Raw genomic sequence first — 15391 nt, 5'->3', positions numbered from 1 at the left:
GACTTAATTATTTAAAAAAGTGGTTTTAGATTATTAATTACTTAGGACAAAGTGGAAAACCATATACTCACTTTTTACCTCATCACGTTTTCCAAACCAGATGTCAGTAACCACATTACCAGTTTTTGCTGTTTTAACAATTTTCCATTGGTTTTTTGCAGTAGTAGATACACTAGCCCAGGAATTGCCTATCGCAAATGAAGGATTTATTCCGGCAAAAGTGATAATATTTGTTCCATCAGTACTTGTTGTATAAGTACCTGAAGTTGTAGTACCATCGCTTTTTACGGTTTTAACAGTTCCATCATCAGAAAAAGAGATTTTATTTTTCACTACAGTTGCCTGATCTGCTACTGTGTATGCTGCCCAATCCGGATAATCAGTTACAGTGTTCCACGGATTTAAAAATGCACCATTCAAATCAGTCCAGTTAAATGGGCTGTCTTTACTTAATGCCCATGTTTTAGTGGTTGTAGTTGTAGTTGATAATAAATCATCCACGCTTCCGCCATTTAAATCAATTGCAGGATTAGGGTCCGGAGCATCTTTTGGTACCCAGTTGTCGCTATACTCTTTTGATATAAAGTTAAAAACCAATGTTGCTGTAGACTCACAACTATTTTTTCTCATCACACCTACTTGTAATGTGTTTTCAGTCAAAGACATAATTTTCATCGATCTCCAATCTACAACACAGTTTTCATTTTCATTCGGATGTAAAATGGTAGCGTTTGAAGTCGTTAAAGTTTTTGCAGCAGCATCTAAAAAGAATGTTCCTGACTCCTGACCATATGCTGGAGACATCTTATGATCTGTTTTTAAAAATGGACCACCTTCTAAACTAAAAGTCATACTTCCGTAATCCCCTTTAGCCGCAATCCATGTGTTTCCTTTCCACTCCGGAAGCCAATTCCAGCAATCAGTACCATAACAACCATTATCGCCGCCTTCTAACCATGCGTTATCCTTACCATAAAAATACATTGGACCAATAAAGTATTTCGAAACTCCATCAGCATTTAAATCCAAAAGCCAGGTTTTAGATTTTCCAACACCACCTGTAAGTAAATTCCAAAGAGGATCGTTTACATAGTTAAGGTTATCCTTTGTAACTGTAACTGTAACAGGGTCTAATTCAACAATTCCTCCTCCTGTAACTGCTGTGATTTTAATGGTATAATTTCCCTTAAAAGCATATTTCACAGTTTCTGTAGCTTTATTTGATTTCCCTGTAACATAATCCCAGGTTAATACAACGCCTGGGGTTTTATTAGTTAATATTACAGTATTTCCTCCCGGATCTACAGCAAAATCCTGTTTAATTTCATAATCAATATCCGATTTATCAGTCACGGCATCTAAGGAATAGGTGTCTGGTGAACAAGATGACAGTAGAAGTACTAATGTCAAAAATGTTGTAATTACTATTTTAATATTTTTCATTTTCTTTAGTTTTTAGTTAAAATTACCAGCCGGCATTTTGTTTTAAAACATTCCCTGACAATGTAATCTGGGTATTAGGAATTTGCGATAATCCTTTTGTTTCCTGAATTTTGGCAGCCGAAATTGTTTTTGTTCCGGCAACTCCACCGCTTAATAAGGTTGTAGATGATGCTGCAATAGTTAACGACGCTTTATCAATTCCCTGACGCAATAAATCCCAATATCTGATTCCTTCAAGAGCAAATTCTAAATGTCTTTCTTTCATGATATTCTCCTGAGTTGGTGCTAATGAAGTAAAGTTTGCTTTATATGCTCTTCTTCTCACCTCATCAAAATAAGACTGAGCGCTTCCGCTGCCTAATTCTGCCGCCATTAATAAAACGTCTGAGTATCTCAATACAACATAATCCTGAAACTGGCTGATATCCCAAAACGGACTACCCAAAACCATAGGAAGTTCTTTTCCATCCTTGTCAATCATTGGGCAATATTTTTTATTGTAATAACCCGTATATTCCCTTTGGCTGTTAATTTTATCAAATTTTATACTTTCTTCATCGATTCCAATTACAGTCGCTACACGTCTTGTGTCATTAGCATTGTAAGCATCCCATAATTGTGAGTTTACTGTTACTCCCCATCCGTGCGCGTAAGGATAAGATGAGAACTCTCTCATTCCGAACATTACCAGCCAGGCATTACCATCCGTATTTCCGTTGTAATCACTGGTATAAGTGTATTTTATAGAAAAAATGAACTCTTTATTACTCTCACCTGCATATTTATCAACCGAAGCGGCTGGCCATAAAGTAGAAAAATCATCAACCAAACCGTGACCACTTGATGCAATAACATCTTCTAAATGTTTTAAAGCCTGTGCTTTTGTTACCACTCCTGCTAAATCAGTCTTTCCATAATATCCTGTATAATAAAGGTAAACACGTCCTAATAGAGATTTTGCTGCCCATTTCGTAACTCTTCCGTTTGGTACAGAACTATATACCGCATTTGGCAGATTGTCTGCAGCAAAAACTAAATCTTCTGCTATAACTTTATAAACTTCTTCAGGAGCTGCCTGTGGAATATTATCTGTAGAAGGAGCTGTTAACAAAGGTATGTTACCCCACAAACGCACCATTTCAAAATACACATAAGCTCTGATAAATTTGGTTTCAGATTCATACATATTTCTTAAAGCTGTATCTCCTTTCCAGTCAATCTGGTCCATGTTTAACAAGAAAAGATTGCAACGATAAATTGCTCTGTAATAGGCAATCCAATTGTTATTAAGCAAGTCCACATCAGCTGGAGAACGGCTTTTATCAAATTCATCTATTAAGGCATAATTGTAACCATCGGAAGCACCTGTTCCTCCAAAACAATCATCGGACATTACTTCGCTTATTACAGGTACACCCAATCCCGAAGCTCCCGTAGCTACCTGTAAACCATCATAGCAACCTACTAATGCCGCATAAGCATCATCTGTGGTTTTGTAAAAATTTGTATCTGTAAGATTTACCAAAGGTTCTGTTTCTAAACTACAAGAACCCAGTGAGAATAAACTCAAACAGAAAATATATAAATAGGTATTTTTCATTGTTTTATTTATTAAAGTTTAACATTTAACCCCAGCATATAGGTTCTTGGTCTTGGATAATAACCTACGTCCACGCCTGATGCAAATTTTTGGTCATCATTTGAAGAACCAAATCCAATTTCAGGATCCATACCGTCGTATTTCGTAAAAGTGTAAAGATTTAATACTGAGAAGTAAATCCTGAACTGGCTTGCAAAGAATGATTTAGAATGTTTCATTTTAGCTAAATCAAATCCTAAGGTAACCGTATTGATTCTTAAGAAATCACCATCCTGAACATATAAGTCCGAAAATTGAGTGAAGTTTCTGTTGTCTTCTGTTACTCTCGGCATTGAGTTAGAAGATCCTTCACCGTGCCAACGGCTCAGTATTCTGGAAGTATAGTTACCAAAAGCGCCGGATTGGTTTCGGTAAGATTGCACGATTTGGTTTCCGGCTACACCATTCGCCATTAAAGAAAAATCAAAAGCTTTATAATTAGCAGATAAGCTAAATCCATAAGTAAAATCAGGATTAGGGTTTCCTACGCTGGTTTTATCATCAGCATCAATTTTATCATCACCGTTTGTATTTACGTAGATGATATCTCCCGGAGCGGCACCTGGCTGTAATACTACACCGTTTGCCGATTTATAATTATCAATTTGTTCCTGATTTTGGAAAACACCACCCGTTTTATATCCCCAGAAATAACCTAGTGGAAATCCGTTTTCAGCTCTGTAGAATTCTCCTGCATTGTCATAAAGTTCATTACTCAATCCATGAATAATACCATCTGATGTTGGTATCTGACCAACTGTATTTTTATTATAAGCGCCATTTGCACTAACACTATAATTAAAGTCGCCAATTTTATTCTGATAATTAAGACTAAGCTCAACCCCCTTGTTAACAATATCCCCTCCATTCATATAAGGTGCTACTTCAACACCTGCAGTAGCTAAAATTGGAGCTAAAATTAGCCAGTCCTTGTTCGTTTTTTTATAAACATCAAATGTTACACTTAAAGCATTGTTTAAAAATCTGGCATCAAAACCCAGGTTAATCTGCTCTGAAGCTTCCCATTTTAAGTCAGGATTTCCAAATCTGTAAGGATATATTCCCGGCGCAAGTACACCTTCGGTATTACCAAAAATATAATTTGTATTCTTTGATTGCATTAGACCTAAATACTGAAACGACCTAATACTCTGATTCCCAACCTGACCCCAGCTTGCTCTTATTTTAAGGAAGTTTATCGCTTGTGAATCTTTTAAAAATGCTTCATTTGATGCGACCCACCCTGCAGATGCAGATGGGAAGTACCCCCATTGATTTCCTGGTGCAAATTTGGATGAACCATCTGCTCTAAGTGTTCCATTGAAGAAATAAGTGTCTTTATAATTATAGTTTACCCTTCCAAAATAAGACATCAGTCTATTTTCTTCTTTTTTACCTTTAATGGTTATTTTTGCTCCGTCTTTATTAGTCGTATTGTCTATCCAGGCATGTTCTAAATCATTAAAAACAGAGTCCGCATTATTTGCTTCTACAGAAGTTTCTGCATAATTAATATAGGATGTTCCTGCCATAGCTTCTATATGGTGATCGTTGGCAACATTAAATTTATAGCCTAATAAATTATCCCAGGTAATGCTTCTGTTTTTACTCATGTTTTGGTTCACTGTATCATAATTATTATTGGCGTAAACTGATAAGTGATATACAGGCTTGTAAGAATGGCCTTCTGACACATAATAATCCAGTCCCAAAGTGGTCTTAAATGTTAGGTTTTTTATTGGCTCAACCTGTAAATAAACATTTCCTAACAGCTTTTGATTATTACTTTCATTTTGATTATTGTAGTCCATCATTGCATAAGGATTTGAAATACCTGAAAGCCATGGTTCACTATTTTTTGTAGTATCATAATAATTTCCATCGGCATCATACATTGGCAATAACGGAGTAGTCTGGAAAGCGCTTCTTAAAGAGTTGTTGTATTGATTTCCAACTCCAATACCGTTTTTATCCACATAAGCAAAGCTTAAGTTCTGTCCAAAAGTCAGGACATCCTTATATAATTTATGCTCTGAATTGAATCTGAAATTGTAACGCTCATAATTGGATAAATCTGGCCCTCCAACTACTCCTTCCTGTCCTAAATAAGACAATGATGCAGAATAAACTGAAGTTTCGGAACCTCCTGAAGCTCCAAATGAGAAGTTTTTGGTAGCTGCATTATCTGTAAGCATTTTATCCATCCAGTTAGTACCTTTTCCTAAAGTAGCAATCTGAGCATTAGTAAAGTAAGGATTTTTACCAGAGTTTACAGCAGCTTCATTTAAAATAACAGCATATTCTGTAGCGTCTAATAAATCAACTTTTCTGGCTACCGACTGTACTCCATAATACTGATCAAAAGTAATTTGTCCTGGGGAACCCCTTCTGCCTTTTTTAGTAGTTACCAAAATAACCCCGTTTGCAGCTTGTGATCCGTAGATGGCAGACGAAGCAGCATCTTTTAAAACTGAAATAGATTCAATATCAGAATTGTTCAGATATGTAATATCTCCTGTAAGTATACCATCCACCACATAAAGCGGGTTGCTTGCTCCTGTAGTTCCTAAACCTCTGATTACAACATTTAGCTTCTCTCCTGGCTGTCCAGATGTAGAAGTTATCTGAAGTCCGGCTGCCTGCCCCTGAAGCCCCTGAAGTGCATTAATAGTATTGGTTTTAGTAAGATTTTCGCCTGTAACCTGTGTAATAGCAGTCATTACAGCTGTTCTTTTTTGTGTACCATAACCAATAACTACAACTTCTTTAAGATCTGCTGCTTCTGTTTGTAAAGTAACAGTAATCGACTTTTGTGTACCTACTGTTATACGCTGGGTTTTAAATCCCATAAAACTTACAGTTATAACATCACCTGCCTTTGCTTCTACCCTGAAATTCCCATCAAAATCTGTTGATGTTCCTTTTTTTGTTCCTTCAATTGCTACCGTCGCACCGGGAATCCCCATACCATCGTCTGCCGATTTCACATTTCCGCTTACAAATTGGGATTGCTCTTGTGCAAAACCAGACTGCATCGTAAATACGCTAAGCAGCAGCACCAGAAAAAACTGGAGCATTGTCGGTTTAATACAATAATTGCTTTTCATAATCATTAATAATTTGGTTAAATTTTGTTGTTAGTAATTTTTTTTAAGTAAAACGCATTCTGGAATTATCTATTTTTTGATTGGCCACGAAGGGCTGAGGAGCTCCGTTTGCACATATTGCTTTTTCAATTCCTTCGGAAGAATTCTCCTTTTCTAAATTTAGCAATATGTCAAATGATCCGTAAATCTGTTTTTTCTGCAATTACCCTTTGCATGATGCATTCCCGTGATTTTTTTATCAAAAATTGTATTTAAAACGGTTGTTTCCCTGCAAATGAATTATCAGAGTTTCTGAATTAATTTTTACAAAGCCTTTTAGAGTTTTCGTTAATACTTTTCTGTTTTCAATTTGCTTATAGTCAAAAAGAATTTATCTTATGGTTAATTTGACTACAAGTGTAGTGCAATTTTTCTATATTAACAAAATATTGGCACTATTTTTTTTCATTTAAAATAAATACAGATGTATTTTTAATTATTTATCAAAACAATAACAAATAAATAATAGAAAATTATCAATAAATAATCATTTTGAACAATATTTTATTAATGATTTAAAACAATTAGCACGACACACTTATATTATTTTCAATATTTATAACATTTTTATATAATATTCAAAAATATATTGTTTACTAAGCATATATTATTGTTTTTATTTATTTAATTTGTCAAAATTTTAACAACATGGTTAGTAGTTTACACAATAGTATTGCCGCAAAAAATGATTATTCAGCAATGAATGCGGTTACTATTGACTGTGTTATATTTGGTTTTGACAAAGGAAGTCTTGAAGTGCTTTTGGTCCAGCACGCTGAAGGAATAAGCAAAGGGAAATGGGGACTTCCAGGAGGATGGATCAATAAACGGGAAAGTACTGATGATGCTGCTCACAGGTTGCTGAATGAACTGACAGCATTAGACCAAATTTATCTGGAGCAGCTGAAAGCGTTTGGAAATCCGGATCGTTTTCCGCTAAGACGTGTTATTACAATTGGATATTATGCTCTAATCAAAAGAGAAGATTACAATATTAAGGCTGGTTTTACAGCATCTGACGCTAAATGGTATAAGATTAATGAAATTCCGGATTTGATTTATGATCACAATGAAATTCTTGCATACAGCATGAAACATTTGAGAAACCGGGTTCGTCAGGCCCCAATTGGTTTTGAGCTTCTGCCAGAAAAATTTACATTGTTGCAATTAATGCATTTATACGAAGAAATATTAGGTATTGAAATGGACAAATCTAATTTCAGACGAAAAATTCTTCATATGAAATTACTCGTACCCCTTGACGAAAAACAACAGGATGTCTCACACAGAGCAGCTCAGTTGTACAAATTTGATTCAGAAATTTATACAAAACTTACCGAAAAAGGATTTAATTTTGAATTTTAAAAACCAGCTTATAAAAAGCAAACAAAATGGCATTTTTACACACTAGAAAAACTTCCAGAACTGATAACGAAACCGTTTCAGAAATCCAAAAACCGACTATTGACGGAATCACGATTGACTGTGTCATATTTGGTTTTAATAAAGGAAACCTTGAAGTACTTTTGGCACATCATGCTGAAGGAGAAAGTATAGGAAAATGGGGGCTTCTTGGAGGATATTTACAAAAAGAAGAGAGTTCTGATGATGCCGCACAACGAATTTTGTATGAACTTACAAGCCTGGACAATATTTATCTGGAGCAGCTAAAAGCATTCACAGCTCCAAAACGTGTGCCCCGAAGAAGAATCGTTACCATTGGTTATTACACATTGGTAAATCGTGAAGACTATAATGTAAAAGCGGGTCTTACCCTGATGGAAGCGACCTGGCATAAAATAAATGAGTTACCTGAACTGATTTTTGACCATCAGGAAATCCTGCAATTCAGCTTAATGCAACTACGTAACAGAGTAAAACAGGCTCCGATTGGATTCAATCTTTTGCCTGAAAAATTCACTTTATTGCAATTAATGCATCTTTACGAAGAGATACTAGGAATCGAACTGGACAAATCGAATTTCCGCAGAAAAATTCTCCACATGAAATTATTGGTCGCTCTGGAAGAAAAACAACAGGATGTTTCGCACAGGGCAGCAAAACTCTATAAATTTGATCCTGAAATCTACAAAAAACTTACTGAAAAAGGATTCAATTTTGAGTTTTAAGACCCTAATTTAATTTTCAAAATCAACTATCGGGGAACTAGATTCCAGAATCCAAAACTTTGCGCTATCTTTGCGCCTTAATCACATGTGCTAAAGCAATTGCTGCAGTGCAATTTATACCCAAAAAAGACTTAAAACTCAATTAGAGAATTGATATATTAAAATGAAGAAGATACGTAATTTTTGCATCATTGCACACATTGACCATGGTAAAAGCACATTAGCTGACCGATTACTAAGTGCGACACAAACCGTTACTGCCCGTGAAGAAAAAGCACAATTGCTTGACAACATGGATCTGGAACGTGAACGTGGAATTACCATTAAAAGTCACGCCATTCAGATGGAGTACACTTACAAGGGAGAAGAATATATTTTAAATCTAATCGACACTCCCGGTCACGTTGACTTTTCATACGAAGTTTCAAGATCTATCGCAGCCTGCGAAGGTGCTCTTTTGATTGTAGATGCTGCGCAAAGCATTCAGGCACAAACTATTTCCAACTTATATTTAGCTCTTGAGAACGACCTGGAAATTATTCCGGTTTTAAATAAAGTTGATTTACCAAGTGCTAATCCTGAAGAGGTTAGTGATGATATTATCGATTTACTTGGATGTAAATTGGAAGATATTATTCATGCTTCGGGAAAAACAGGTTTTGGTGTTGAGAACATTCTTGCTGCCATTATCGAAAAAATTCCGGCTCCAAAAGGAAATCCGGAAGAACCATTACAAGCTTTGATTTTTGACTCACATTATAATCCGTTTCGTGGAATTGAAGTAATCTTTAGAGTTGTAAACGGCGAAATTAGAAAAGGACAGAAAATTAAGTTCATGGCTACAGGTAATGAGTATTTTGCTGATGAAGTAGGTACTTTGAAATTGAATCAGGTTCCAAAAAATGTGATTTCGACGGGAGATGTTGGGTATTTGATTTCGGGCATTAAAGAAGCAAAAGAGGTAAAAGTGGGTGATACGATTACGGATGCCAAAGCGCCAACTACCAATATGATTACAGGTTTTGAGGATGTAAAACCAATGGTTTTCGCCGGAATTTACCCTGTTGACACGGAAGATTTTGAAGATTTACGTGCATCAATGGAAAAATTACAATTGAACGATGCTTCATTAGTTTTCGCTCCTGAAAGTTCCGCAGCATTAGGTTTCGGTTTCCGTTGCGGATTCTTAGGAATGTTACACATGGAAATTATTCAGGAACGTTTAGAGCGTGAGTTTAACATGACAGTAATTACGACTGTTCCAAACGTTTCGTATTTGGCTTATACTAAAAAAGAACCAGATACTCCTATTATCGTAAACAATCCGAGCGATTTACCTGAGGCTACAAAATTAGACCGGGTAGAAGAACCTTATATCAAAGCAACTATTATTACCAAAGCTGATTTTGTGGGTAATGTGATGAGTTTGTGTATTGAAAAACGTGGACAAATTACCAACCAAACCTATTTGACAACAGAACGTGTTGAATTAAATTTTGACATGCCATTGGCAGAAATTGTATTTGATTTCTATGATAGATTAAAAACAGTTTCAAAAGGATATGCATCGTTTGATTATTCTCCAATTGGAATGAGAGAATCAAAATTGGTTAAAATGGATATTTTGTTAAATGCTAATCAATTAGATGCTCTTTCTGCCTTAATTCACGCTGATAATGCCTATACCATTGGTAAGAAAATGTGTGAAAAATTGCGTGAATTAATTCCGCGTCAGCAATTTGAAATCCCGATTCAGGCTTCAATTGGTGCTAAAATCATTGCTCGTGAAACTATTAAAGCACTTCGTAAAGACGTTACCGCAAAATGTTACGGTGGAGATATTTCGCGTAAGCGTAAACTTCTTGAAAAACAGAAAAAAGGTAAAAAACGTATGCGTCAGGTAGGAAACGTTGAGATTCCGCAGGAGGCGTTTATGGCTGTTTTGAAATTGAATGATTAAATATTAAGTCCTTAGTAATTAGATATAACCCAATGACGAAAGTTGTTGGGTTTTTTTGTTGTTTTTAAAAATACACTGAATATCAAACAGTTAAAACATACATTTTTAACGTAAGATTTATCTTATTTTTAACACCAAAAAAGATTAAATCATTGATTTTTAACACATTTCATCAAACTTAAAATTAATTTTACATTGAAATTTGTATTTTTAATCTTACAACTTTAAAACTGTAAGATTATGAAAACCAAATTATCAATTATTTTAGGCTTATTTACATTTTACTTTGTTAATGCACAACAGGAAGATCAGGTTTATTCTGAAATGAATTCAGCAAAAGGCATCACCTTTGCTCATGGTGATATGTTTATCGAAGGTGCTTTACAAATTTCAACTGGCGGCGATCGTGATTATTATGCTTTTAATCCCAAATTTGGATATTTCCTTAATGACAAATTTGCTGTTGGCGGACAGATTAGTTTTTCAAGTGACAAAGATGAGCTTACTGACACAAAAACTAATATCTTTGGTATTGGCGGATTTGCAAGATACTATTTATTAGAATTGGATAAAAAACGCTTCAAAGCATATGGTGAAGTTGGATTAGGTTATGGCCGAAATAAAGTAGAAGACCCAACAGGATCTGACGACAGCAACAGCCTTACTGCGGATATTAATGTTGGTTTAAACTATTTTATAACCAAAAATATTGCGGTAACTTTTGTACTGGCCAATGTGCTTTCATACAATAGTGTTTCTCCAGAAAATGGCCCGTCTTCAAATACATTTGAATTAAATATCAACCTCTTCGAGAACATCTTTGATCAGCCTAAATTTGGATTACTATATAGATTTTAATCCACTTGTAATAAGCTTGCCCCCAATAACACAAAACTATTGGGGGTTTACTTAAGACATAAGCGTTCCGCATATACCTAACCCAATAATCAGATATAAGGCTCCAATAATAAAACAAACTTTTGCTCCGTTGGGGTGGTTTTTCTTCACTGCAAAACCAATGATTGTCATTAAAATTGGAGGTACAATCATAATCGCTACAAAAAAAGCGACTAAACCACCTAAATTACCTACTTCTAGCGCTGTCATATTCTTTATATGTTAGTTCTTAATTCTTCTAATCTTTCTATTTTATCATCTCTGTAAAACAAATTCATGGTTTCAAAAGGAATTATTTTATTGTCCTTATTCACAATGTGCACACAGGATTTTTTGATCGCTCTTACATCAAAATTGTAGGCATCAATAAACTGCATGATAATGATTCGAAACAAGTTGTCATACCCTAATTCAGGCGCATCAATATTTGGAAGACAACATAAAATCGATTTCAAATTTTCCTGCGCTACTTCTACAGAGTTTCCTGTACTAAACAAGTCTATCATTTTGCCGCGAAGTACCTCATCCTGCTCATAAATGATGGTGTTTTTACTATTATCCAGTAAATCATTTGGATTAATATATCGCGTCAACGGAAAAACTTCGTCTCCTAATTTCAACGCATAACCCATTACTAAAGCGTCAGGATTACAGGGAACAGGAAGTAAATCATCTGAATTAAAAACAGTCGTTTGCTCCAGGATTTTTCTTCTTACTTCTGTTAATGTCATGCGATCGGTTTCTAAGTTAAAGTTTTCCAGTCGGCCTGCAATTTGAGTGGGCTGAAATGTAACACCCCGAACACATTTTTGCTTTAGTGCAAACTCCACAATTTTACCTATTTCATGATCGTTTAATCCTTTTTGAAGCGTAACAACCAAAGTTGTCGACAAGTTAACTTCATTTAGATTTTCTAAAGCCTGTTTTCGTATTTCGCTCAAATCGGCTCCCCGCAATTCTTGCAATACACTATCTTCAAAAGAATCAAACTGAAGATAGATTTCAAAATCCGGAGCATAGCTTTTTAGCCTCTGAACAAATTCTTTGTCTTTTGCAATTTTAATTCCATTTGTGTTTAACATTAAATGCTTTATCGGAAGAGATTTTGCATAATCCAATATTTCAAAAAACTCAGGATGAATGGTTGGTTCACCTCCGCTAATTTGTACTACATCAGGTTCTTTTTCGTTTTTAACAACCGTATCAAGCATTGCTTTTACTTCTTCAAGAGTTCTGTGTCGGCCATAATTAGGCGATGAACCTGCATAACAAGTCGGACATGTCAGATTGCATCGATCTGTAACCTCAACAACTGTCAAGCAGGAATGTTGTTCGTGATCCGGACATAGACCACAATCGTAGGGACAGCCATAATGCGTTTTTGTATTAAAAGTATATGGCATCTCAGAGGGTTTATTATAGTTTCGGATATTTTTGTAGTACGGAATATCGTCTGCGATTAAAACCTTAGAACTCCCATGTTCCGGACATCTTTTAAGCATGTAGACATTCTCATCTTCAAAAACAATTTTAGCATCAATTCTTTTTAAGCATTCTGGGCAAAGACTTAAGGTAAAGTCATAATAAGTATATTTTCTAACTGGCATTTTTTACAAATAAATTTAAAATTGTTTTGTTATAATAGAGCAGACAAATCAAACATAAAATCTGAATCGAACTTATTCCAAAAATCAGGAAATAATTGGGTTTCAGAAATTCTACAAAAAAGCGGAACGCAAAATAGGCAATCATAAAATACTGAAATAATAGTCCGTTTTTTAAATTTCTGGTTTTTAATTTCTGCAGAACAAAAAACAAAATAATCAGAAAAATTAATTCGTATAATGCAATTGGATGTCTGATAATATTGTCGCCAAGATTCATACCCATAAAAAAGGTCGTTTCTTTTCCATAAGTAAACTCATTGGTTCCAGACAAAAAACAGCCTATTCTTCCAATAAAAATTCCCAGAATAACTGGAAAGGTAAATAAATCACCCGATGACTCTTTTTCTCCTATAATCTTTTTCGCAATTTCGACTCCTAATAGTCCGCCAAACAATCCTCCCATAATTGTTTTTGCATTGAAGAGCTCCAAAATTGATGTTGCATCAATAGGGAAGACAGGATTTTCCAGAAAACCCATAATTCTTGAACCCAAAAAAGCTCCAATTGCAGCGCCTAATATAATTGACAATCTATTAGTGGAAACAATGGTATCTACTGTTCTTTTTCTCAAAAAAACATAATATCGATAACCTAAAAAAAATGCCAGATATTCTAAAACTAAATGGATATTAATTTCATACCCAAAAATAACCGGCTCAAAAGGGAGCTTCATTTTTACGCCAAAATTTAGTACTACAATTCTGTAAAGATGCAAAAAAAATGTTTAAATTCATTCTACTTAAAAAGTAAAAGCTGTTCCAAATTGAAACAGCTTTTTTTATTCTACAAAGATTAAACCTTTGTAACTTTGAGCCCCTAACCTTTGAACCAAAAAAAAGAAAAAATGCTCGACGAAACCCCAAAACGATTTGACCGTATTGTTGCCATCCTGATTCAGTTGCAATCTAAAAAAATTGTAAAAGCACAGGAACTGGCGGATCGTTTTGAATGTAGTTTGAGGACTATTTACAGGGATATCAGAACTCTTGAAGCATCCGGCGTTCCTATTTACAGTGAAGCCGGAGTGGGTTATGCTTTGATGGAAGGTTACCGATTGCCTCCTGTTATGTTTACGCGTGAGGAAGTAAGCAGTTTTATTGCAGCCGAAAAACTGATGCAGAAATTTACCGATCCGTCTTTGGGAACGCATTATGCATCGGCAATGTACAAACTGAAAGCCGTTTTGAGAAGTACAGATAAAGATTATCTTTCGAATATTGAATCGCGAGTGGTCATGCAAACCGCTGAACCTTTATTTAATGACAATTCGCCCAATACTTTAGCGGTTCTCTTTGAAGGAATTGCTGAAAAAAAGCAAATTCTGCTGACCTACAAAACGTATGAAAGAAACGAAACTACACAGCGAAATTTAGAGCCCGTGGGGGTTTTTCACGACAATAATAATTGGTATTTTTTAGGCTATTGCCATTTGCGAAAAGATTACAGACAGTTTAGGACTGACAGAATTCAGGGCATTAAAAAAACCGACCTTGATTTCACTATTGAACACGATTCACTGGAAACGTATTTGACAAAAACAGAAACTTGCCCAACCACAAAAGTCCGCATCTTAATCGATAAAAAAATTGCAAGATATCTGTCAACGGAAAGAAAATACCACGGTTTTATTTCCGAAAAAGAAATCGACGGAAAAATAGAAATGACATTTATGTCCCGGGATATTGACAGCGGTTTTCCCAGATGGTTTTTAATGTTTGGAGATCACGCCACAATTCTGGAACCGGAAAGTTTAAAAACACGAACTCTAGAATTACTGGAAATCAACAGACAAAGGCTTTTATAAAAAAACTCCCAAAGAAAATCAGGAGTTTTATTATTGTAACCCGTTGGGTAAAATTAAACAAGTGTAAGGCTGAACGGAGTCAAAGCCCTTTTCAGATAAAAAGCCTTCGACTCCGCTCAGGATGACATCATCTATTAAATTATAAATGATGTTTTTACTCTCAATTCATACATTTCCCAACAGGCCATTTCAGGAATTTATCTTTCCCAGAAAAAAGGCGGTTCGATATTTAAAGCTCTTAAATACACATACGCCTGACCACGATGATGTACTTCATTATCTATAAAATACAAGATATTCTGGATAATCGGAAATTCATACTGCCCAAAAAGATTAAAGGTTTCGCTAAAATCCTCAATCGATAATTGTTCCCAGTACTTATTGATTTCTGCTGTAGCTTCATCCCATTTTTCGAGATATTGTGCTTTAAAAATCAATTTCTCTTCTCCTTCAGTATAAGGCTGGCTGTCGCGGTTTACAATTCCTTTGAGTGCCGGAGCTGCAATAGCCAAAAGTTCATCGACTAATTTTGCGAAAGGTCTCATACCGCCAATTGAAAATTCGAAGAAATCTTTTTCCGGAAACAATTCAATCAAACGACGTGTTAATGCCCTGTGCCCTTGCCAGTGTTTCAATAAATCTTCTGAAGTAATTACTTGTGCTTGTGTTTCTAATGTTTTCATGATTTTTAAAGTTTTAATTTGTT

General features: G+C 35.2%; 12 protein-coding genes. 5 read left to right on the top strand and 7 right to left on the bottom strand.

The features are described from left to right. Nucleotides 1-33: 33 nt before the first annotated feature. Genes AAEO57_RS18185 through AAEO57_RS18175 form a run of 3 tightly spaced genes read right to left on the bottom strand, consistent with a single transcriptional unit; the run spans nt 34 to nt 6189 of the window. Nucleotides 34-1443: a hypothetical protein gene (locus AAEO57_RS18185; protein WP_341694462.1), complete on the bottom strand. Its 1410-nt coding sequence runs from the start codon at nt 1441-1443 to the stop codon at nt 34-36. 22 nt (nt 1444-1465) lie between these two features. Next, entirely contained in the window at nt 1466-3043 is a 1578-nt protein-coding gene (locus AAEO57_RS18180; RefSeq protein ID WP_341694461.1) for a RagB/SusD family nutrient uptake outer membrane protein, read from the bottom strand. A gap of 11 nt (nt 3044-3054) precedes the next feature. Beyond that, nucleotides 3055-6189 carry a SusC/RagA family TonB-linked outer membrane protein gene (locus AAEO57_RS18175; protein WP_341694460.1) on the bottom strand — a complete coding sequence of 1045 codons (3135 nt, stop codon included), beginning with the start codon at nt 6187-6189 and terminating at the stop codon, nt 3055-3057. Nucleotides 6190-6876: 687 nt separating this feature from the next. Between AAEO57_RS18175 and AAEO57_RS18170 the strand changes: the two genes are divergently transcribed. From AAEO57_RS18170 to AAEO57_RS18155, 4 genes are all read left to right on the top strand, one after another. Then, on the top strand, nt 6877-7593 hold the full coding sequence (locus AAEO57_RS18170; protein ID WP_341694459.1) for an NUDIX hydrolase: 717 nt from the start codon (nt 6877-6879) through the stop codon (nt 7591-7593). 26 nt (nt 7594-7619) lie between these two features. Continuing rightward, complete coding sequence (locus AAEO57_RS18165; protein ID WP_341694458.1) at nt 7620-8357, top strand: NUDIX hydrolase; 738 nt, start codon at nt 7620-7622, stop codon at nt 8355-8357. Nucleotides 8358-8520: 163 nt separating this feature from the next. Beyond that, nucleotides 8521-10317 carry a translation elongation factor 4 gene (gene lepA, locus AAEO57_RS18160; protein WP_341694457.1) on the top strand — a complete coding sequence of 599 codons (1797 nt, stop codon included), beginning with the start codon at nt 8521-8523 and terminating at the stop codon, nt 10315-10317. 240 nt (nt 10318-10557) lie between these two features. Continuing rightward, nucleotides 10558-11175 (top strand): outer membrane beta-barrel protein, encoded by a 618-nt coding sequence (locus AAEO57_RS18155; protein ID WP_341694456.1) that lies wholly within the window; start codon nt 10558-10560, stop codon nt 11173-11175. A 51-nt stretch (nt 11176-11226) separates the two neighbouring features. Here AAEO57_RS18155 and AAEO57_RS18150 read toward each other — a convergent pair whose 3' ends face one another. Genes AAEO57_RS18150 through AAEO57_RS18140 form a run of 3 tightly spaced genes read right to left on the bottom strand, consistent with a single transcriptional unit; the run spans nt 11227 to nt 13554 of the window. Next, a complete protein-coding gene (locus AAEO57_RS18150; protein WP_341694455.1) occupies nt 11227-11424 on the bottom strand; it encodes a hypothetical protein in 198 nt (65 codons plus the stop codon). Nucleotides 11425-11429: 5 nt separating this feature from the next. Continuing rightward, on the bottom strand, nt 11430-12821 hold the full coding sequence (locus tag AAEO57_RS18145; RefSeq protein ID WP_341694454.1) for a radical SAM protein: 1392 nt from the start codon (nt 12819-12821) through the stop codon (nt 11430-11432). Next, entirely contained in the window at nt 12811-13554 is a 744-nt protein-coding gene (locus AAEO57_RS18140; RefSeq protein WP_341694453.1) for a prolipoprotein diacylglyceryl transferase, read from the bottom strand. Before AAEO57_RS18140 ends, AAEO57_RS18145 begins: the two co-directional genes overlap by 11 nt. Before the next feature lie 171 nt (nt 13555-13725). Between AAEO57_RS18140 and AAEO57_RS18135 the strand changes: the two genes are divergently transcribed. Further along, nucleotides 13726-14685 carry a helix-turn-helix transcriptional regulator gene (locus AAEO57_RS18135; RefSeq protein ID WP_341694452.1) on the top strand — a complete coding sequence of 320 codons (960 nt, stop codon included), beginning with the start codon at nt 13726-13728 and terminating at the stop codon, nt 14683-14685. A gap of 197 nt (nt 14686-14882) precedes the next feature. Here AAEO57_RS18135 and AAEO57_RS18130 read toward each other — a convergent pair whose 3' ends face one another. Then, a complete protein-coding gene (locus AAEO57_RS18130; protein WP_341694451.1) occupies nt 14883-15368 on the bottom strand; it encodes a DinB family protein in 486 nt (161 codons plus the stop codon). Nucleotides 15369-15391: the final 23 nt, after the last annotated feature.

Origin of the sequence: Flavobacterium calami (assembly GCF_038290035.1) — a bacterium.
GTDB lineage: Bacteria > Bacteroidota > Bacteroidia > Flavobacteriales > Flavobacteriaceae > Flavobacterium > Flavobacterium calami.
This window is presented reverse-complemented; position numbering and strand designations above follow the sequence as displayed.